Annotated in this window: 21 protein-coding genes; 1 reads left to right on the top strand and 20 read right to left on the bottom strand. The window is 29.2% G+C overall.

All coding sequences use genetic code 11. The features are described from left to right. Window positions 1-30: 30 nt before the first annotated feature. The 11 genes from nrfA to napA all read right to left on the bottom strand — a co-directional run bounded on the left by nrfA (window position 31) and on the right by napA (window position 10,192). Complete coding sequence (gene nrfA, locus ACH5BH_RS05000; RefSeq protein ID WP_404305895.1) at window positions 31-1,521, bottom strand: ammonia-forming cytochrome c nitrite reductase; 1,491 nt, start codon at window positions 1,519-1,521, stop codon at window positions 31-33. 9 nt (window positions 1,522-1,530) lie between these two features. After that, window positions 1,531-2,070: a cytochrome c nitrite reductase small subunit gene (gene nrfH / locus ACH5BH_RS04995; protein WP_404305893.1), complete on the bottom strand. Its 540-nt coding sequence runs from the start codon at window positions 2,068-2,070 to the stop codon at window positions 1,531-1,533. A 329-nt stretch (window positions 2,071-2,399) separates the two neighbouring features. After that, window positions 2,400-2,774 (bottom strand): hypothetical protein, encoded by a 375-nt coding sequence (locus ACH5BH_RS04990; RefSeq protein WP_404305891.1) that lies wholly within the window; start codon window positions 2,772-2,774, stop codon window positions 2,400-2,402. Window positions 2,775-2,811: 37 nt separating this feature from the next. Continuing rightward, entirely contained in the window at window positions 2,812-3,264 is a 453-nt protein-coding gene (locus ACH5BH_RS04985; RefSeq protein WP_404305889.1) for a PAS domain-containing protein, read from the bottom strand. 1 nt (window position 3,265) lies between these two features. Beyond that, the gene (locus ACH5BH_RS04980; protein WP_404305887.1) at window positions 3,266-3,652 is read right to left on the bottom strand and encodes a chaperone NapD; all 387 of its coding nucleotides are present in this window, start codon (window positions 3,650-3,652) and stop codon (window positions 3,266-3,268) included. Window positions 3,653-3,655: 3 nt separating this feature from the next. Next, entirely contained in the window at window positions 3,656-4,615 is a 960-nt protein-coding gene (locus tag ACH5BH_RS04975) for a WD40 repeat domain-containing protein (RefSeq protein ID WP_423297647.1), read from the bottom strand. A gap of 11 nt (window positions 4,616-4,626) precedes the next feature. After that, complete coding sequence (locus ACH5BH_RS04970) at window positions 4,627-5,106, bottom strand: ferredoxin-type protein NapF (RefSeq protein WP_423297646.1); 480 nt, start codon at window positions 5,104-5,106, stop codon at window positions 4,627-4,629. A 1-nt stretch (window position 5,107) separates the two neighbouring features. Further along, window positions 5,108-5,713, bottom strand: coding sequence for a nitrate reductase cytochrome c-type subunit (locus ACH5BH_RS04965; protein WP_404305882.1), 606 nt, complete (start codon window positions 5,711-5,713; stop codon window positions 5,108-5,110). After that, a complete protein-coding gene (napH, locus tag ACH5BH_RS04960) occupies window positions 5,700-6,530 on the bottom strand; it encodes a quinol dehydrogenase ferredoxin subunit NapH (RefSeq protein ID WP_423297645.1) in 831 nt (276 codons plus the stop codon). Before napH ends, ACH5BH_RS04965 begins: the two co-directional genes overlap by 14 nt. Beyond that, the gene (gene napG, locus ACH5BH_RS04955; RefSeq protein ID WP_423297644.1) at window positions 6,530-7,333 is read right to left on the bottom strand and encodes a ferredoxin-type protein NapG; all 804 of its coding nucleotides are present in this window, start codon (window positions 7,331-7,333) and stop codon (window positions 6,530-6,532) included. The genes napH and napG overlap by 1 nt, the downstream gene beginning before the upstream one ends. 57 nt (window positions 7,334-7,390) lie before the next feature. Continuing rightward, window positions 7,391-10,192 carry a nitrate reductase catalytic subunit NapA gene (napA, locus tag ACH5BH_RS04950; RefSeq protein ID WP_404305876.1) on the bottom strand — a complete coding sequence of 934 codons (2,802 nt, stop codon included), beginning with the start codon at window positions 10,190-10,192 and terminating at the stop codon, window positions 7,391-7,393. 192 nt (window positions 10,193-10,384) lie between these two features. Here napA and ACH5BH_RS04945 point away from each other — a divergent pair, with 192 nt between their 5' ends. Next, window positions 10,385-11,011, top strand: a complete 627-nt coding sequence (locus ACH5BH_RS04945; RefSeq protein ID WP_423297643.1) for a LysE family translocator — start codon at window positions 10,385-10,387, stop codon at window positions 11,009-11,011. 13 nt (window positions 11,012-11,024) lie between these two features. Here ACH5BH_RS04945 and ACH5BH_RS04940 read toward each other — a convergent pair whose 3' ends face one another. The 9 genes from ACH5BH_RS04940 to ACH5BH_RS04900 all read right to left on the bottom strand — a co-directional run bounded on the left by ACH5BH_RS04940 (window position 11,025) and on the right by ACH5BH_RS04900 (window position 21,508). After that, window positions 11,025-13,265, bottom strand: a complete 2,241-nt coding sequence (locus ACH5BH_RS04940) for a methyl-accepting chemotaxis protein (protein WP_404305872.1) — start codon at window positions 13,263-13,265, stop codon at window positions 11,025-11,027. A gap of 12 nt (window positions 13,266-13,277) precedes the next feature. Then, a complete protein-coding gene (locus tag ACH5BH_RS04935; protein ID WP_423297642.1) occupies window positions 13,278-14,636 on the bottom strand; it encodes an L-serine ammonia-lyase in 1,359 nt (452 codons plus the stop codon). Window position 14,637: 1 nt separating this feature from the next. Continuing rightward, window positions 14,638-15,384, bottom strand: coding sequence for an amino acid ABC transporter ATP-binding protein (locus tag ACH5BH_RS04930; RefSeq protein WP_490372057.1), 747 nt, complete (start codon window positions 15,382-15,384; stop codon window positions 14,638-14,640). A 17-nt stretch (window positions 15,385-15,401) separates the two neighbouring features. Continuing rightward, a complete protein-coding gene (locus ACH5BH_RS04925; protein WP_404305868.1) occupies window positions 15,402-16,481 on the bottom strand; it encodes an amino acid ABC transporter permease in 1,080 nt (359 codons plus the stop codon). Continuing rightward, window positions 16,481-17,665, bottom strand: coding sequence for an amino acid ABC transporter permease (locus ACH5BH_RS04920; protein WP_423297641.1), 1,185 nt, complete (start codon window positions 17,663-17,665; stop codon window positions 16,481-16,483). Before ACH5BH_RS04920 ends, ACH5BH_RS04925 begins: the two co-directional genes overlap by 1 nt. A gap of 76 nt (window positions 17,666-17,741) precedes the next feature. After that, window positions 17,742-18,758 carry an amino acid ABC transporter substrate-binding protein gene (locus ACH5BH_RS04915; RefSeq protein WP_404305864.1) on the bottom strand — a complete coding sequence of 339 codons (1,017 nt, stop codon included), beginning with the start codon at window positions 18,756-18,758 and terminating at the stop codon, window positions 17,742-17,744. 265 nt (window positions 18,759-19,023) lie between these two features. Beyond that, window positions 19,024-19,755 (bottom strand): uroporphyrinogen-III C-methyltransferase, encoded by a 732-nt coding sequence (cobA, locus tag ACH5BH_RS04910; protein ID WP_423297640.1) that lies wholly within the window; start codon window positions 19,753-19,755, stop codon window positions 19,024-19,026. Window positions 19,756-19,862: 107 nt separating this feature from the next. Then, complete coding sequence (locus tag ACH5BH_RS04905; protein WP_423297639.1) at window positions 19,863-20,846, bottom strand: type IV pili methyl-accepting chemotaxis transducer N-terminal domain-containing protein; 984 nt, start codon at window positions 20,844-20,846, stop codon at window positions 19,863-19,865. Next, window positions 20,843-21,508: a Crp/Fnr family transcriptional regulator gene (locus tag ACH5BH_RS04900; protein WP_404305858.1), complete on the bottom strand. Its 666-nt coding sequence runs from the start codon at window positions 21,506-21,508 to the stop codon at window positions 20,843-20,845. The genes ACH5BH_RS04905 and ACH5BH_RS04900 overlap by 4 nt, the downstream gene beginning before the upstream one ends. Between the last annotated feature and the right edge of the window lie 42 nt (window positions 21,509-21,550).

Below are 21,550 nucleotides of genomic sequence, written 5' to 3'. Positions count from 1 at the left end.
AAAAAAGAGGCAAAAGCCTCTTTTTTATTTTTAGTTGTATGAAGTTTTATCTTCAATACCTTTAGTTGATTCAGGGTTATATAAACCTTTTTTCTCAGCTTCTTTTTTCCATTCTTGCATTAAGCCTTTTTGGAATTTTTTCTTATCTTCAACAAGTTTATCAAATGGTAAACCAATGATTTCTTGTGCTTTTGCTTTATCTGTAATAGCAGGTGCAACATAATCACTTGCTCCATATTTAGCTAATATTTTAGCTAATTTTACTCTAGCATTTCCAGCTTTTTCTAAAGCAGTACCTAATACTTTTAAAGTCTCTTCTGGTGCATGGAAGAAAGCAGGGTGTGATGCTACAGCATAATCCCATCTCCATTGAGCATGTCTGATATCTTTAAGTACAGGTGCCATTTCTTCTTTTGTTGCTCCAACTTCCCAAGCTTTTCCAGCTTCTAAGTGAGCTTTTGCTATTGCTTTCATAGCTTTTTTATGTAAATCGTCTTTTCTTTCTCTTTTTTCATTAATATTTGCTAAAAGAGATTTTTCACTTGTTCTGTGACAATTCATACAAGTTTTATCCATGTGTTCAAGTGGATTTCCAATTTTATGATCTGTATATTTAATACCACCTTCTTGTGTGTAAGGCATGTGACAATCAGCACAAGATACATTGTTTTTACCGTGAGCACCAGTTTTCCACATTTCCCAACCTGGGTGTTGTGCTTTTAACATTGGTGTTTTAGATATTTTATGAGTCCAATCTTTAAACTCTAAATTATCATAATATTTTTCCATATCTTCTACAGAAGTTCCCTCACCCCAAGGTAAAGTAACAACAGCAGCTTTTTTACCATCAGCAAGAGGTGTTTTTTTGAAGTAATATTCAACATGACATTGAGCACAAACCATTGATCTCATATCTTGTTGAGTTGCATCTTCTAAAGTTTTTTCTCCAGCTGCTTTAAGCCCTTCATTTAAATAGTTTCTATTTACTTGTAACTCCATTGTTTTTGGGTTGTGACAGTCAACACAACCAATAGGATTTATAATATCAGAACCATATTTAGCCCATTTACCAGTAAAGTACTCCATATCTCCTTCTTTATCCATGATTCTAGGTACATCAGGAGATTTACAAGTCCAACATGCAGTTGGCATAGGTCCTGTTTTCTCATCAACAGGAGCACCTGTTCTTAATGTATTTCTATTATCTTCGATAGCATAAAAGTGACCTCTTGGAGCATTGTAATCTTTTGCAAAACCATATCCAGCCCATAAAACAACAAGTTCAGGATATTTTTTTAACATATCTTCTATTTCATCAGAATGTTTTGTTTCTTTCCAAGAATCAAATTGTCTTGGATAATGTTTTCTGAACTCTTCATTTTTAGTTTCCCATCGATCAATCTTTGGTACTTCTTTTAATTGTGCTTGTTCTACTTTCTTTTCATTAATTGAAGCTATTAACGCAGACATTAGACCAATTGCTATTATACTTATAACAAGTAGTATTTTGTATTTTTTCATAATGAACCTCTATTTCATTTGTTGTTTAATTCCAAGATTATATGGAGTTGAAATTAAACTTCTAACTTTTCCATGTGGCACATACTTGTGACACTCCCAACATTTCCTACCATTTTCAAGACTTCCTTCTTCTGCATTGTGATATTTGTCAGCATTCATTTTAAGTGTTGCATTTTCACTTGCATGACATCTAACACAATTTGCTTGCACACGGCTTGCACCATCTTCACCTATTTGAATATTATTCTTATAAGTGTTAAGAGTAAATGCAACTGAGTGATTCCATCCATCTATTGCTTTAGCTTTATACTTAGCTACAACATCCCCTACAGGTAGATGACAATCAATACATGCTGCTACATTTTTATGTGAACTTTTTTCCCATGTTGCATACGCTGAATTCATTGTATGACAATTAATACAGGCTTTTGGGTCACTAGATAAATATGACAACATATTAGATGCATAAACTGTGTAAACAAAAAGAGAAGTAGCAATAAGAAGACTTAAAATTGAGCCATAAACTACAACTTTCTGATTCTTTTTCATCGATAATCCTTTAAGTTACTCTGTAATTATAAAACTTATATTTTTTTAATGTCTTGATTTAAGTCAAGAGATTGAATGACTATTCATTTTTAAATAAGTATTTTTTATTTTACTTTTTTTTGAAGATGATATTTTGAAGTGTCATAAAAGTGTACAAAGCCTTTAAAATAGCATATTAGCTTTCAAAATATATAATTTTTTTTTATATTTAGAAGTAAAAATTTAAGTAAAATTAAATTTAGTAAATTTTTATTTACTTTTAAAAATTGTAATTAAAATGTAATAAAGAAAAAAGTTTATATAGATAATGTTATTTTATAGAAAAATTGTTACTTTATAAAAACCTTAGTATCATATAGCTTTCCATCAATTTTTACTTCAAAATATCCTCTTGTAACATTGAAATGTTTAAATGTAAACTCTTCTGCCATTTTTATTTTATATTTATTATAAATAGGAATGGATTTTATGAAGTGACCTCTTGAATTTCCTATTGTAACTTGTGGAGTATTTATATGAGATTTTGATAAAACTATTACTTTTGAGTAGCATAAACCATCATAATTGCTTTTTGTTTTTCTAAGATGTTGTATATTTTCACCATTGCCATTTTTATCAAAAATTCCAATAGCATAAGCTTTGATATTTGAGTTGGCAAAAACCTGTAGATATAATAGTATTATGCTTAATAGTATTTTTTTCATAAAGTATAATACTATATAATTGTGAATGAAACGTAAATCAATTTATTTTTTCATAAATTATCTTTCTAACACAATCATTTGTTTTTAGTCTTAATTTATCATATTTTATCTGATATTCAAGCTTTTTATCAAAACTAATAGGTGTCCTAAGAGATTTGTATTCTACTAGTTTATTATCTTTGTAAACACCTGAAATTTCTGCATAAACCCAGTAAAAACCTTGATCTTTTCTTAGGTTTTTTACATAGCCACTCCATTTAGCATTTTTTTGTAGACTCTCCCATAATTCTTTAAATACAGCCTTAGGCATATCTGGATGTCTAACTATATTATGGTGTTCTCCAATTAATTCATTTGCTTCATATCCTGAGATTTGGGCAAAGGTATCATTTGCATAAGTAATAATACCTTTCAAATCTGTTCTTGATACAATTAGTTCACCTTTAGGTACAATCGTTTCACATAAGAATTGGCTTGAATTATATTGCATTTTATTCTCCTGTATTATCAAAAGTTTTTGCAAATCCTATTAAATCTTTTCTTTTTAAGTCTCCATTATAAACTATATCTTTAGGGTCTATATCTTGTTCATTTAAAATCTTTGGAACAGCTTCTGCATTATCAAGTACTTCTAAGTGTGAACTTAACTCTTCTTCACTATAAGCCATTTGCATATCAGCACTTGCTACGTGAGGAATATTTTCAATAACTTTTAGTTTTTTTAATTCCTCTTCAACATTTTTACCTTCGATTGTAATAATTACTCTTCCTAATTCATCATGCATGTGATAATCACATACATCACATTTTTTAAGTGATTCTACAACTTCATCTATATGTTCTGGTAGTGTTTGTACTACAATACTTGAAATATTCATATTTTACTCCTTAATTTTATAATAGTTTATTTTTTTGTCATCACTTGATACAAAAATTTCTTTTTCATTTATAAAAATAATTTTTGAAATAATTGCTAGATTATCAATTAATATAGCTTTTTTTGTTTTATTTTTTGTATCAAAGATTAAAATATTATTCTCTTCATCATAAGCAATTCCTGCTTGTTTTCCACTTGGACTTAATCCTACACTATAAATCAAAAAAGGTGCAGTTATATATTGTGCTTTATTGTTTAAAATATCATAAACTACTGCTCTTCTATCTTGCCCTGCTGTTGCTATAATTTGATTTTTTAAAGCAACTTGGAAAACATTATCTAGGTTTTGATTTTTGAACTCTTTTTGTAGCTTTAAATCATCAGTTGTAAGCATTTTTAATACACCACTTTCATCTGCAACAACTATTTTTTTCTTATCTTCACTTAAAACAAAATCAGAAAATTTTGATAAAGAAACATCAACTTTTTTGATTCTTTTTTTTGTATTTATATCATAAATATATATTTCATTTGAAAGTAGGGCAAAAACTATTCTATTTTTGTCTAAAAATTTTGCTTTAGCAATAAACATTCTTTCTTTATCAGAAATTATAGTTTTAAAAGTACCATCTTGGTATATATTTAAATTTCTTCCACCTTTTTCTCCTTGAGAAACACTTAATACTTTATCTTTTAAAATATCAATACTGTATATTTTGGAATTAACTAAATCTCCCATAAAGTCTTTAATTTTAGGGAATAAAATAGTTGTAATTTTTTCTTTTGTTTTTGTATCAAAAATATCTATACAAGAAGCATCTGTTGAGGCATAAAGTTTATTCTCTTTGTAAATTAGTTCAGTAACTGCTCCACTTGCTTCATATTGAAATTGTGGTTTTAGTTCATTTGCATTTAAAAAAATAAATAAAAAATTAAAAAGGATAAAATATCTACTTATACTCATAAAAACTCCTTTTATACTATCTTAATTGCATCTGCTGGACAATATTTAATACAGTATCCACATGAAGTACAATTACTATTTATTTCAGGTCTAAACATAGCAAGAAAATCAATTGCTTCATCTAAGCATGGATCTTTACATGAAAAACACATTGTTTTATTCCAACTTAAACAAGATAATATATCAATTTCGATTTTAACATCTATGTTTTTTTTATTTTCAAGCTCTAAAACTCCATGTTCACAAGCATTTGCACACTCATCACAATAAGTACAACCACTATTTTCAAAACTAATAGCAGGTGTTTTATCTTCTAAGATTAAAATTATATTTTCTTCACAAACTGTACTACATTTTTTATCATTACATTCAATACAGTTTGTTAAAAAAACTTCTTCATCTTTGTAGTAAGGAGGTCTTATAATTTTCTCTTGCTTTTCTTTTTTCGTAAAAGATGAAGCAAGAGAACTAAAAAGTTCTCTTCTTTTCATATTATTTTACACCTTCATTGATTGTATCAATTAAGTTAGATTTTTCATTAAGTCCTTTAGTTCTAAATTCAGCTTGGAATTCATTTTTAGGAACTATATTACCTTCTGATTGAGGAGCATGACACTGAGAACAGTTAAATCTTGCACCTGCTAGTGTATGTAGGTTTTTACTTACTGTTTTTACATCACTAGTATTTTGAATTTTTTTACCTTCTTTTACTATTCTACCATCTTTTGCTAAAGATGTTTCTGGTCTAAAGTCTGTAAAGTGAGACTTTGGAATTGGAGTTGCTCCCATAGATTCAGCAATTGCAGGCTCATGACAAGCTGTACATTGATTATTATTTATAGTAATAGGTAACATTCCTTCTACACTATGAGGAATCATTGGAGGAGCATTTTCAAAGGCTCTTTCAATTTTTTTACTAGTTCCTGCTGGTTTATCAGAATACTTTGTTTTATCACCTGTTGTAGTAGATTCTGTATATAAATCAGTTTTTCTTAAACCTAAAGACTCTTCACTTACTGTTTTTGTTGCTGTTGCACACCCTACAGTAAATATTGCTGCAGCAGCTATGATTGCTATTGTTACTTTACTGAACTTCATTTTCTCTTTCCTTTATTAATTTTCTTATGGAAAAGTTTAGTGAATCATCATCACATACTTCAACACATCTTCCACAGTTTGTACATTCAGCTCCCATTATAGGAGCAGACTCTTTTGTAATAATATGTAAAACATGATTCTCAGGGCAAACCTCTTTACATTTCATACAAGCTGTACAAGTTTCATGATCATGATGAACTTTTATAAAACTAAACCTTCCTATTTGTGAATAAACACCACCTAAAGGACAAATATGTCCACACCATCCATTTTTTAAAACAAATAAGTCAAAAAGAAATATCACTAATATTGTTGCCCAACCAAAACCAAGGCCAAAGATAATTCCTCTATGTACCATTGAAATAGGAGAAATCAATTCAAACGCTGCAACACCCATAAAAAATGAAATTATAAAACTAATTGCGATAAGCCAATATCTTATATTTCTTGAAGCAGGTTGCTTTTTTTGGATTTGATTAAATCCAAGTTTTCTTCTTAAATAGTTTGCAGTATCTGTAATAATATTTACAGGACAAACCCAAGAACAAAAAGCTCTCCCACCTAAAACCATATAAAAAAGGATGATTAAAAATGCACCTAATAATATGTCAAATGATATTGTTGCACCTGCTACGAACATTTGTGCTACAGCATAAGGATCACTTAAAGGAATAAATTCTAAAAATAGTGAAGAACTTAAATTTCCCATTAAGATATTTACGCCATAGACATTAGCAATAACATACAAAAACATTATCGAAATTTGTGTGATTCTTCTAGCTAGAAGAAATTTATATTTTTTTATTAAAGTTTTCATTAATATAAATCCTCCATTCCACTATTTAAAGAATCAATGGCAGACTTTTTATTTATACCAGTTGTATTTTTTTTACTTGTGGCATTTTCAAGTCTTTTCTCATCATTTTTATCCCAGCCTTTGATGTAATAATCTCCTGCTTTTCCTAAAGCTGTTTCTCTAGGAAGAACAAAAATAGCTGCTTTTTGGGTTACACAAGCTTTTTCACATAAACCACAACCTGTACATACATCAGCATGAACAACTGGTTTTAAAAAAGCGTGTTTCCCTGTTCTTTCATTTTTTGTATATTCAATACTTATTGCTTCACCAAGCAAAGGGCACGCTCGATAACAAGCATCACATTGAATACCCCAAAATGCTATACAACTATTATCATCAATAACTGCAACACCCATACTAGCTTTATTAATATCTAGTTCTTTTTTTTCATTTTGTACAGATTTTATATCTAATGCATCTGTGGGACAAACAGGCACACAAGGAATATCAGTACACATATAACAAGGAATATCTCTTGGCTCAAAATATGGAGTTCCAAGGGGCTTGTTATCACCTGGTTTTGCTAGTTTTAAAGTATCAAAAGGGCAGGCTTCAACACACATACCGCATTTTATACAAGTAGCAAGAAAATCATCTTCTTTTAAAGCACCAGGTGGTCTTAGTATAAGCTTTGAAGCTTTTACTTCATCAACATAGGCACTCCAAGTAAGACCTCCTAATACTGCAAGACCTGTTGCTCTTGCAATATTTAGGAAAAATCTTCTTCTATCACTAATTGGTTCTTTTCTACTAGCTTTCATTTTTGACTCTTTATATTTGAAGGATTAATATTGCTCAAAACAATACACCCTCCTTATTTATGCTTTATAAATTTTTACCGCACATTTTTTAAAGTCTGTTTGTTTTGATTGTGGACAAGTATAGTCAGCACAAACTTTATTGATAAACACTTTTTCATCAAACCAAGGAACAAACACAAGTCCTTTAGAAGGTCTATTTCTTCCTCTTGTTTCAACTCTAGCTTTTACTTTTCCTCTTCTTGATTCAACCCAACATAAACCACCTTGTTTTACACCATACTTTTTAGCATCTTCTGGATGCATATAACATAATGCCTCTGGAACTGCTCTGTATAATTCAGGTACTCTCATAGTCATAGTACCACTATGCCAGTGCTCTAAAACTCTACCTGTACTTAACCATACTGGATATTCAGTATCTGGCATTTCTGGTGCATCCATATAAGGTCGAGCAAAGATTTTTGCTTTATTTTTAAGTGATGTTTTATTTTTATCTGTAACACCTTTTAAATCACCTTTTGGTAAGGCTTTTGCTAATTTACCATAGAAGGCAAAATCACTATTTGGATTTGCTTTTTTTGCATAAGGATCGTATTTTGTATTAAATCTCCATTGTGTTTCTTTTCCATCAACAACTGGCCATTTAAGTCCTCTTACTCTGTGGTAAGTATCAAAGTCAGCTAAATCGTGTGCATGACCTCTACCAAATTCTGCGTATTCTTCAAATAGATATTTTTGAATAAAGAATCCATAACCTTTCCATGGTTTTCCATCAGATCCAATTACATTTCTTGAATCTCCAAATCCATCAGTGTTGTCATATCCTGCTTGAATTTCATCATCATGAGATAATTTATAAGATTTTGCTTTATCATTAGCAAATAAAATATCATACATAGTTGTATTTTCATCATATCCCATTTTAGTAGCTTCAGCTCTTACATCTGCTAATTTTTTACCATTTCTAAGAGTATATTCACCCCATAAATCTTTTACTGTAAATCTTTTTGAAAGTTCAACCCATTGCCATGTATCAGACATTGCATCACCTACTGGTAGTACTTGTTGTCTCCAGTGTTGAGTTCTTCTTTCCGCATTTCCATAAGCTCCCCATTTTTCATAGATCATTGCAGATGGTAAGATAAGGTCAGATACTTTTGCTGAAATACCAGGGTATCCATCAGAAGTTACAATAAAGTTATCCATTTGTCTTGCTGCTTTAATCCAGTGAGATGCACTTGCTGTATCTTGGTAAGGATTACATACATTTACCCATGCAAACTTAACAACACCATCTTCAATATCTCTATGGATTTTCATAATATGTTGATTTCCAACAGGATTTAATGTGCCTTTTGGAATTTTCCAAGCATTCTCAGTAATTTTTCTATGCTTAGGATTTTTTACCATCATATCTGCTGGTAATCTATGTGCAAATGTTCCTACCTCCCTTGCTGTACCACAAGCTGATGGTTGACCAGTAAGTGAGAATGCACCAGAACCTGGTTTAGCTTGTTTATTTAATAAGAAGTGAACATTATATGCTAAAGTATTTACCCAAGTACCTCTTGTATGTTGGTTCATACCCATAGTCCAGAAAGATACTACTTTTCTATTTTTTTCAATATATAAGTTTGCTAACTCTTTGATTTTTTTCATAAATACTTCATCAGATTCATCAGGATTACCTTTTGAAACTTGAGTTGTATATTCAGCTGTATATGGTTCTAAGAATTTTTTATACTCTTCAAAAGAAATTTCCCAGTGTTTTAAGCCAGCAGGTTTATTTACCATTTTATCTCCAGCTTTATAACCATAAGGTTTAAGTGCAGGAGCTTCATCTTCTGAAACGATTTTTGACATTTCTTTAGAAATAGTTTCCATTTCTTTATCTGTATATTTACCTTCTTTGATTGATTTTTCATCAGATCTTCTCATACCATAACCCATGTTTACAGGAGAAGCAGCAAATACAATATGTTCTTTTACAAAATCCCAATCAATAGCTTCTGGGTGATTATAAACAATCTCTCTTGCAATATAGTTCCATAAAGCTAAATCTGAATTTGGTTTAAAGATAATTTCAATATCCGCTAAGTCAGAAGTTCTATGTCTATAAGTAGATAGGTTTACAACTTTTACTTTTTTAGGATCAGATAGTTTTCTATCTGTAACTCTTGACCATAAAATAGGGTGCATTTCTGCCATGTTTGAACCCCAAGTTACAACTGTATCAGTTAATTCAATATCGTCATAACATCCAGATGGTTCATCAATACCAAATGTTTGGTAGAAACCAACAACAGCAGAAGCCATACAGTGTCTAGCATTTGGATCAATAGCATTAGATCTAAATCCAGCTTTCATCATTTTTTGTGCTGCATAACCTTCTTGAACAGTGTATTGACCAGAAGCAAATACACCAACACCCTCAGGACCTTTTTCTTTTAAAGCTTTTCTGATGTGAACTTCCATTTCATCAAATGCTCTTTTCCAAGAAACAGGAGCGAAATTTCCATTTTTATCAAACTCACCTTTTGAATTAACTCTTAATAAAGGTTGTTTTAATCTATCAGCACCATACATGATTTTTGCATTGAAATAACCTTTAATACAATTAAGACCTCTATTAACAGGAGCTGCAGGATCCCCTTTTACTGCAACAATTTTACCATTTTTTGTTGCAAGCATAATACCACAACCAGTACCACAGAATCTACAAGCTGCCTTGTCCCATCTCCAACCACCTTGAGCTGCATTTGCCTTTGCTTGCAGTTCATTAGGTACACTCATACCAATAGCTGCTGCTGCAGATGCAGCTGCTGAGCTTTTTAGGAAATCTCTTCTTGAAAGCGACATAACTTCTCCTTTAAATATTTAAGTTTTGTAAAATGATTGTAACAATATTGATAACTAAAGCAATTGACCCATGTCAATTTATTTAAGTTTTAATTAAGATAAAAATTGTCCTATTTACTTAAGTGTTCCCAAAATTCAATGGCTATTTAGTACTTTTTATATATAATATTATTTTTATGTAAAGGGTTTTTCGTGGATTTTGTTAACTTATCTTTATTAGCTGTATTTATTCCTACTTTTTTTGTTGTTTCTATTACACCTGGTATGTGTATGACTTTAGCTCTTAGTATGGGAATGAGTATAGGCTTGAAAAATACACTTTATATGATGTATGGAGAATTAGTTGGAGTTGGTTTAGTTGCTACATCTTCTGTTATTGGAGTAGCTACTATTATGCTTAAGTATCCAACAATTTTTTTAATACTTAAATATGGTGGGGGAGCATATCTGTTTTATCTTGGTATTCAAATGTGGTTATCACGTGGAAAAATGGCTATTAATCTTGATGAATGTAAATATAGTATTTCAAAGAAAAATTTAATGATGCAAGGTTTTATAACAGCAATTGCTAACCCAAAAGGCTGGGCATTTTTTATAGCACTTCTTCCTCCTTTTATTGATCAAAATTTACCTATGGGATCACAATTAACAGTTTTGATTTTTATGATTTTACTATTAGAGTTTTCTTGCTTAATTATTTATGCTACAGGTGGTAAGACTCTACGTAAGTTATTACAAAATAGTTCAAATGTAAGATTAATAAATAAAATTGCAGGTAGTATGATGATGGGAATAGGGGTTTGGTTAGCTTTTGGCTAATTCCCCTAAAAGTCTATTTTTTACCTTTAAATTCACTTTTATTTACATTTTCAACAACAGCACTAGCAATATCTTCTGTTAATCTAGAAATGCTATTTGTCTCTTCTGCTACTTGTGCGTTTTCTTGTGTAAATCTATCTAGTTTATTTATTGTATCACTAATATGAAGCATTACTTTTGTTTGTTCTTGTGCTGCATTTGCAACATCAGTAATAATATGATTTGTTTCATTTATTTTACTTTCTAATGACTCAAATCCATTAATCATATTAGAGCTAATATCTTTTCCTTCTTTAGCTTGAATAGTAGCATCTTCAACTAGTTGTTTAATTTGCTTTGCTGCTTCTGCACTTCTTGAAGCTAGGTTTCTTACTTCTTGTGCAACTACTGCAAAACCTTTACCAGCTTCACCAGCTGTTGCTGCTTCTACTGCTGCGTTTAGTGATAAAATATTTGTTTGGAAGGCAATTTGGTCAATTACACTAATTGACTCATTAATTGTTTGAACTTTTTCATTTATTTCATCCATAGCATGAACTGTTTTATTTGCTAAGTTTTTACCTGTTGATGAAGATTTTTTTGTTGTTGAAGATAAGTCAAACATATTTTGTGCTTTGTTGCTTGTTTGATTAATATTTTCAGTAACTTGCGTAATAGATGCAGCTACTTCTTCTAGTGATGCTGCTTGATTAGTTGCATTTGTACTTAATGTATTTACATTTGATGATAATTGTGTTGAACTGTTTTTTAACTTTAGACCATCATTTTGATTATCTACTAACATTTTAGTAATAATCTCATTCATATTAAAAATTTCTTTTCCAATTTTTCCAGTATTGCTTGTATTTAAAGATTCTGTAAAATCTCTTTTTGAGTATAGTTCTAGGACTCTACTTAGTTCATTTATATCTTTACCTACAAATGTTTCTAATTTATCAAGCATGTTATTGATTAAATCTTTTAATTCATTTAGTGAAGTATTATCACAAGTATTCTGTATTCGCTTATTTAAATGCCCATGGCTCACTTTACTTACTACAGTTTTTACATTTTCAATTAAATCATGGTCTTGTGATAAATGAATTTGGATGTCTTCAATATTTTTATTAATTACATTAGCCATTCTACCTATCTCATCTGTAGTATTAATATCAATTTTCTTAGCAGTTTTATTTGTTCTATTTAAATATTTAAAAAAGTCAATTAATCCATCTTGAAATTTTTCTAGAGGATTTGATATTACTTTTGTAATAAGTAAAAAAATCATTACTGAAAGAATAAGAGTTAAAATAATAGTAGCAATAATAAATATTTTTTGCACTTCCTGAGATATTTTTAAAAATTCATCTTCATATGAACCAGCAACAATTACCCAATCCCATTTATCATATGTTGTAAAGGCTGCTATTTTATTATTTACTGAGCCATTTTCATCATACTCATAATGAAGAACTCCATTTTTACTATTAATCATTTCTTTTATAAATTCATTTCCATTGGCATCTTTTAGTTTAAATATGTTTTTGCCTTCTAAGGATTTATGAAGAATAAGATTACCTTTTTTATCAAGAATATAAATATATCCACTATCTCCAATAAGAACTTTTTTAAGCTCTTTTTTTAGGGTTGTTAAACCTTTTGTAAAATCATATCCTATAAATAAAGCACCTATAATTTCATCATTTTTTATTATTGGTGAGTAAACTGACATATAAGTTTTCCCCGCAAAAGATTCAAGCCCAATAAATTTTTTCTTTTCATTTATATTTTTATATGTTTTTGAATCTTTTTTAATAGTATCAAGTAGAATTCTTTCGCCATTTTCATCTTTTAATGATGAGGTAATTCTCATATATTCATCACCATCTTTTACATATACAGCTGAAACAGCTCCTGTTAATTCTTCAAATCTATCAACTGGGTCAAAGTTTTTATTTAATCTTGCAAAACCATCAAATAAAGCAAGTGTTTCTACACCATTTATTTTAACTCTTTTTTCTCCTCTTTTTCTTAGATTTAAAAAAGATTTTTCAAATACATTAAAAAGTGTTAATGAGTTTTTTTCAAGAGTGTCATTATAAATTTGTGTTGTTTGTAGGTAGTTACCAACTTGTACTTGCAGGTTTTTTTCAAGGTCTGTAATTAGTTTACTATTGATATTTTTGATCATAAATACTGTAAATACTGTCATTAAAATAAGAATAGTTATTCCAATAAGAGTAGATATTTTTTTGTTTATAGTATTGTTTAACATAGGGTTACCTTTCTAACATTCAATATAGTTAACGGCTAAGCCGCCCATAGAAGTCTCTTTATATTTATTTTGCATATCTTTACCTGTGTCATACATAGTTTTTATAACAGAATCTAGTGAAATATAATGTTTGCCATCTTCATTTATAGCCATTCTAGCTGCATTTACAGCTTTCATAGCAGCCATTGCATTTCGCTCAATACAAGGTATTTGAACTAATCCAGCTATTGGATCGCAAGTAAGCCCTAAATTATGCTCCATCCCAATCTCAGCTGCATTTTCTATTTGATTATTATTTGCTCCTAAAAATGAAGCCATACCAGCTGCTGCCATTGAACAAGCCACTCCCACTTCTCCTTGACATCCAACATCAGCACCTGAAATTGAAGCATTTTTTTGATATAAAAGTCCAATAGCACCAGAAGTTAATAAAAAGTCAATTACTACTTCATCATTATTTTTATGATTTAAAAAATTTATTATATAGTGCAAAACAGCGGGAATAATTCCCGAAGCACCATTTGTAGGAGCAGTTACAACTCTACCTCCACAAGCATTTTGTTCATTTACAGCTAAGGCATATAGGTTTATCCAATCTACAATTGCTAGTGGATCATTGGGAACTTTAGCTTTTAATTTTTGATGAATATTGAAAGCACGTTTTGGAACATTAAGTCCACCTGGTAAAATACCATCACTACTAAGTCCTTTTGAAACAGACTCTTTCATAACATTCCAAATTTCAAGTAACTCTTTTTTTATATCTTCTTCATTTTTATAGACTTTTTCATTTTCCAATACAAGTTGTGCAATACTTAAATTATTTGTTTTTGCTTTCTCTAGTAACTCTTTTGCTGAAGAAAAATTATAAGGAAGAGTTCTTTCATCTTTTTTTTCATTGTGAATTTCATCTTCACTTATAACTTCTCCTCCTCCAATTGAATAATATATTTTAGAAAATAGTTCAGTTTTATTTCTATAAATACTTAGTTTTATTGCATTTGGATGAAAAGGAAGAGTCTTATTTTTATATAAAATTAAATCATCTTTAGGGGAGAAATTAATCTCTTTTTCATTTAATAGTTTTATTTTTAAAGAATTTTTTATTTCATTTATTTTTGTTTGAATTGTACTTGTGTTTACAGTTTTAGGTTCATTTCCCAATAGACCTAATAAAACAGCACTATCACTATGATGTCCAATTCCTGTAGCTCCTAATGAACCAAATAATTCTATTTTGATTCTGTCAAGATTTGAAAAGTGATTTTGCTTTTTTATCAATTCTATAAACCTTTTAGCAATAAGCATTGGTCCTACGGTGTGTGAACTTGAAGGCCCAACACCTATTTTAAAAAGGTTAAATATAGTCATTTTAGTGATCTAGTATTTGTTCTAAAAATAGTTTTAATCTATCTGATTGAGGATTATCAAAGAACTCATGAGGAGTGTTTTCCTCAACAATTTGTCCTGCATCCATAAAGATAACTCTGTCTGCCACTTTTTTTGCAAATCCCATTTCGTGAGTTACACAAACCATAGTAATTCCATCATTAGCAAGTTCTGTCATTACATCTAAAACTTCCCCAATCATTTCAGGATCAAGTGCTGCTGTTGGTTCATCAAATAACATAATATCTGGGTTTGAACACAAACATCTAGCAATAGCAACTCTTTGTTGTTGACCTCCTGATAATTGATTTGGATACTTATCAGCTTGATCTGCAATTTTAACTCTCTCTAAATAGTGCATTGCAGTTTTTATAGCTTCTTTTCTTGGCTTTTTAGCAACCCAAGTTGGAGCTAAAATCAAGTTTTCTAAGATTGAGAGATGAGGGAAAAGGTTGAAATGTTGAAACACCATTCCAACGTGTGTTCTAATCTCTCTAATTCTTTTTACATCTTCTGTTAACTCTAAACCATTGATAATAATTTGACCTTCTTGGAAAGCTTCAAGTCTATTCATACATCTAATCGTTGTAGATTTACCTGAACCAGAAGGGCCACAAATAACTACTCTTTCACCTTTTTTTACATTTAAGTTAACATTTTTTAGTACGTGAAAATCCCCATACCATTTATTAACTTCTTTTAGTTGTATCATATATTCTACTTCACTCATTTTTTAATCCTATATTATTATCTATGATTTGTATTAAATCTATTTTCAATTGATTTAGCATATTTAGACATACTAAAACAAATAACCCAATATATCATCGTTACGAAAACATAACCTTCTGTTTCAAAACCTAACCAGTTAGTATCACTATTTGTAAGTGTTACCATCGCAAGAACATCAAATAATCCAATAATTAAGATAAGCGTAGTATCTTTGAATAATGAAATAAATGAACCAACAATATTTGGAATAGAAATTTTTAAGGCTTGTGGTAAGATAACTAATCCCATTTTTTTCCAATATGTTAAACCTAAAGCATCTGCTGCCTCATATTGTCCTTTTGGAATAGCTTGAAGACCACCTCTAATAACCTCTGCAATATAAGCAGCTTGGAATAAAGTAATACCAATTAAAGCTCTTAATAACTTATCAAAATCCATTCCCTCGGGGAAGAATAAAGGTAAAATAACAGAAGCCATAAATAAAATTGTAATTAAAGGAACACCTCTAATAAACTCAATATATATAATTGAAATTGTTCTAATTATTGGCATATTAGATTGTCTTCCTAAAGCAAAAATAATTCCAATAGGAAAAGAAGCAATAATACCAACAGAAGCCACGATAATAGTAAGTAATAAACCTCCCCATTTTTCAGTTTCAACTACTTCTAGACCAAAACCACCTGCAACTAAAATATAAGTAAATACAGGAAATGAAAGAATGATAAATGCTCTTACTTTAATATTATCAATCTTTTTAAAAGCAATTACATAAACAAGAAAAATAAATAAAGCTAAGTTTGGTCTCCAATATAACTCTTCTGGATAGAAACCATAGATAAATTGATTAAATTTCTCAAAAATAAAAATCCATCTTGCACCATCTTTTGTAATCTCTTCTTTTGTTCCACTCCAAGTAGCATCAAAAATCATCCAATCTAATAAAGGAGGAATAACAAGATAAAGAAAATAAAATGATATTAGTGTTAAAACTGTACTAAGAATAGAATTAAACAAATTCTCTTTGGCCCAGTGAATAACACCTTTTGTATTTGAAGGAGCAGGTCTTGCTTCTAGTTTTTCATAAATAGCCATTATCTCTCCTTTATTTGCATTTTTTTATTTGCATAGTTCATTAGCACTGAAATAAGAATACTTAGTGTTAAATAAACAGCCATTGTCATCAAGATAATCTCAATTGCTTGTCCTACTTGATTTAGTGATGTACCTGAGAAAATAGTTACTAATTCAGGATATCCAATAGCAGTTGCTAATGAGGAGTTTTTTACTAGATTTAGATACTGATTAATAACAGGAGGAATAATAACTCTTAATGCTTGTGGTAAAACAACTTTTTTTAAGATAACATAGTCTTTTAATCCTAAAGCATGAGCTGCTTCTTTTTGACCTTTTGGAACAGCTTCAATACCTGCTCTTACAGCTTCTGCTATATATGTAGCTGTGTAAATACTAAGTGCAAAGGCTAGGGCAAGTAGTTCTGGAATTAAAGTCCAACCACCTCTAAAGTTAAAACCTTTTAATTGTGCATATTCTAATGTAGCAGGTGTACCACTTAAGAAATAAACTAATATAGGTGCACCTATTAAAATAGCTAAAGAAGTAGGAATCAAAGGAAACTCTTCTCCTGTTTCATCATGTCTTTTTTTGGCCCAATTTGATAGGAAAATGACAGCTATAATAGCTAAGATAAAAGCAATGATAACTGCAATAAAACCACTTTCTAAAATAGGTTTAGGAATATATAACCCACGATTATTAAAAAAAATAGAGTCAAAAAAAGAAATACTTTGTCTTGGGCTTGGTAGGGCTGCTAATACAACGTTATACCAAAAAAGAATTTGTAAAAGAATGGGGATGTTTCTAAATGTTTCAACATATAACATTGATAGTTTTGAAACCATCCAGTTTTTTGAAAGTCTACCAATTCCTACTAATAAACCAATTAAAGTTGCGAAGATAATACCAATAACAGAAACTAAAATAGTATTTAGTAAACCAACTATAAATACTTTTCCATGAGTATCTGATTCATCATAAGCGATTAATGATTGTAAGATTCCAAAACCAGCTTCACTGCTTAAAAAATCAAAACCAGTGTTAATTCCACGTTTTTCAATATTTATAAACATATTATTTAAAACAAAATATTTAAATATAAATATGGCTACAAGTGCAACTACTTGATAAATAATGGCCCTATTCTCAGGATTATTATAAAATGCACTTGAAAGCATTGGGGGCTTATTTTTTTTATTCATTTTTATACCTTATAAAGAAGGGGGATTATTCCCCCTTGATTTGATAGAAATTAATATTTTAAAATATTAGATAAAACTATCTGATTGGTGCTCCATATTGTAAACCACCATCAGTCCAAAGTTTATTTAAACCTCTATCAATTTTAAGTGGAGAGTTAGCCCCAACATTTCTTTCAAATGATTCTCCATAGTTTCCAACATTTTTTATTATATTGTATGCCCATTTTGCATCTAATCCTAAGTTTTCACCTGCTTTTCCTGATTCCCCTAAAATTCTTTTAATCCCTGGGTTTTTAGATTTTAACATTGAATCTACATTTGCTTGAGTTATTCCAAATTCTTCTGCATTAAGCATCGCAATATGAGTCCATTTTACAATATTAAACCATTTGTCATCGCCTTGTCTAACAACAGGACCTAACGGTTCTTTCGAAATAATTTCAGGAAGTACTTTTACAGTTGAAGGGTCTTTTACTTTTAAAACTAATCCATAAAGTTGAGAAGCATCAGATGTTACAACATCACATCTCCCAGATTTAAATCCTTCAATAGTTTGACCAGATGTATCATAAGTAATTGGTTTATAAGTCATTTTATTTGCTTTAAAGTAATCAGTTAAGTTAAGCTCTGTTGTAGTTCCAGCTTGAATACAAACAGTTGCTCCATCTAACTCTTTTGCTGAATTTACACCAATATCTTTATTGATTAAAAAACCCTGCCCATCATAATAATTTACACCAGCAAAGTTAAGACCTAGGGATGTATCTCTTGTATTAGTCCAAGTAGTTGATCTAGATAATAAATCGATTTCACCACTTTGTAATGCTGTAAATCTTTCTTTTGCAGTTAAGGCAACATATTTGACTTTTGAAGCATCACCAAAAACAGCCGATGCAACAGCTTTACACATATCAACATCTAAGCCTTTCCATTGTCCACTTGAATCAGTTGCAGAAAAACCAGCAATTCCTGTAGAAACACCACAATTTAAAACACCTTTTTTCTTAACAGAATCTAATGTATCTGCTGTAGAAACACTTGCTAATAAAGCTACAGTTGCTATGCTTAATGAAGCAGTTTTTAAAAATCTCATTTCTCATCCTTAAAGTTTTTTTGTAAATTCTAAATAACTTTTTGAAATTAATTGAATTTAACTTGTAATTCAGTATATTAGTTAAATATAGCATTTAGGTAGCAATAGTATATATTTAATAGATAATTTTGAATTTTTTTGAAACTTTTTTAAATTTAATAAGATATATAAAAATTATATAGAAATAAAATTGATTATAAAAAACTGTAAATAGAAATAAAGCTCTATTTTATGGGTTTTTGAGCGTTTAGAAAAGAAAAATGGTTTAATTAAACCATTTTAATTCATTTCTTAAGTTTACTACTTCCCCTACAATTATAATAGCAGGGCTTTGGGCTTCTTTAGATTTTGAAACAATATCTTTTAATGTTCCAGTTATTACTTTTTGATTTTTAGTTGTACCATTTGAAATTATAGCAGATGGATAATCTTCTTTTTTTCCTACTTCTAAAAGTTTACTTACTATTAGTTCAATATTGTGTAAGCCCATTAGAAATACAATAGTTTCATCTTCTATAAAACTATCCCAATTTATTTTTGCAATATTATCACTACTTTTTCTATGACCTGTTACAACTCTAAAAGAAGGAGTGATACCTCTATGTGTAATAGGAATACCTGCATAAGCAGGAACAGAAATAGCTGAGGTTACTCCTGGAATAATTTCAAATTCTATATCTCTTTGTTTTAAATATAAGGCTTCTTCTCCACCTCTACCAAAAACAAAAGGATCACCACCTTTTAGTCTTACAACATTTTCATATTTTAAAGCATTTTGAAAGATAAGTTCATTTATTTCATCTTGTGGAACTCTATGATTTCCTTTTTCTTTTCCTACAAAAATAAGTTTTACATCTTTTTTTGCTTCTTTTAATATTTCACTATTTGCTAATCTATCATATATAATAACATCTGCATTTTGTACAACTTTCAATGCTTTGATTGTCATAAGTTCTATATCTCCAGGACCTGCTCCTGTTAAATATACCTTTCCCATTTATTACCTTAAGAGTTTATTTTTTTAAAGTATACAAAAATATACCTTATAAGAATATAGTATATTAAAATAGTAGAGATTAAAATCTTTTTTTTCTGTAAAACTCATTAAGCTTGAGTTTTACAGTTATTAATTAGAGAATCTAATTGTTTTTTTAAGTCTTGAAGTTTTTTTGATGAATTAATCAGTTCTTCTTGAGATTCTATAACCATATCTTCACTTTTATTTAATTGTTGTGAAGATATATTTGTATTATTATTTAATTCATCAAGGATTTCATCAAATTCTGCTGTGATTTCTTCTAGTTTTTTAGAAGCACTAGTTGAGTATTCAACTGCTGAATTAACTTTATTTATGAAACAATTTATTGTATCTGTTGCTTCTTTAATCTCTTCTTCTGCTTCTATTCTTATAGGTTCTAAGGGTTGAGTTCCTGAAGTTTCTACAAGTTTTTTTGAATACTCTAAGAATTTTCTAGCATTTTCTTCCATTGCTTTTAACTGAATAATACTATAGATAATTAAGAATATAATAGTAAAAGCAAAAAAGTATTGCATGTATTTAATATATTCAGTTTTACTTTCAGTATATATAGTATACATAGATACTAATCTATCTACTTCTTCTAAAAGTTTATTATTAGTTTCATAAACAGTATTTACTATATTTTTCAATTCTTTTTCATTAGATTGATTTCTTATTAATAAAAGTTCTTTAAATCTGTTTATATTATTATAAAAACTGTTCCATAAAATTTCAACTTTTGATATTTGTTCTGCAATTTTATCTGTAGGAGCTTTAAATATTCCAATTAAGTTATTACCATCTTTTAAAGAATTTAAATTATAAATAAACTCTAAAGTTGCACTATCAAGTTCAGAAAAGGAGTAATCTTTATTATGATATAAATAAAAGATATTTTTAGAAATTCTTTGAGTAAGCATTCTTTCTTTTCCTGCAATATTTATTACTAGGGCATCTTTTTTATTTTTACTACTTAAATATGTAGTTGTTGCTATAATTATTGTCATTAGAAAAATAAATAAAATACCTATAATTCTAATTTTCCTACCTATTGTATTTTGATTCATACTCCTACTCCTCTGAAAGTTGATATTAGTTCTTCTTCATTTATTATTTTGACATTTCCACTTACTATTTCAATAGTATTATTTCTAACCAGCCTTTTAAGAACTCTTGAGAGTGTCTCTGGTTGAATATGTAACATAAAAGATACTTCTTGTCTTTTTAGTTTATTAAACATTTCAAGATCTTGATTTAACATAAATGCAACCTTTGCTGTTGCGTCAAATACTAGTTCTCTATTTACAATACATTGTAATTGATGAGTTTTATCCAATAATATTTCCATTAAATCCATTGTAAGAATATTTTTTGATAGAAAAAGTTCTTGAAATTTTTCAAAGTCTATTGATAATACAGTTGAATCTTCTGTAAATTCTGCATTTGAAAAACAGTAAATCTCATCACTTCTTAAAGAACTAAGTTCTGAAATCATACTATTTTCATAAACATGATATAAGAAAATCTCATTATCAAACTTATCAATTTTATATATTTTAATCAGACCTTTTACTAAAAAAAGTAAACTATTAGAGGTATCACTTTCATAGTATAAAATGGAATCTTTTGGGTAATTGATTACATTTGATATAGATGCAATTTCATCTATTTGTTCTTTATTTAAACTATTAAAAAAACTTATTTTTGAAATGGTTTCTTGTATAGGCAAGTGTGTCCTTTTAATTTGTTATCTTTAAGCTATTGTATATTA

It is taken from the genome of Arcobacter rhizosphaerae, assembly GCF_049472155.1.
Taxonomy (GTDB): Bacteria; Campylobacterota; Campylobacteria; order Campylobacterales; family Arcobacteraceae; genus Arcobacter_B.
Note: the sequence above shows the minus strand (reverse complement) of the source record. Positions and strands in the feature narration are given on the sequence as shown.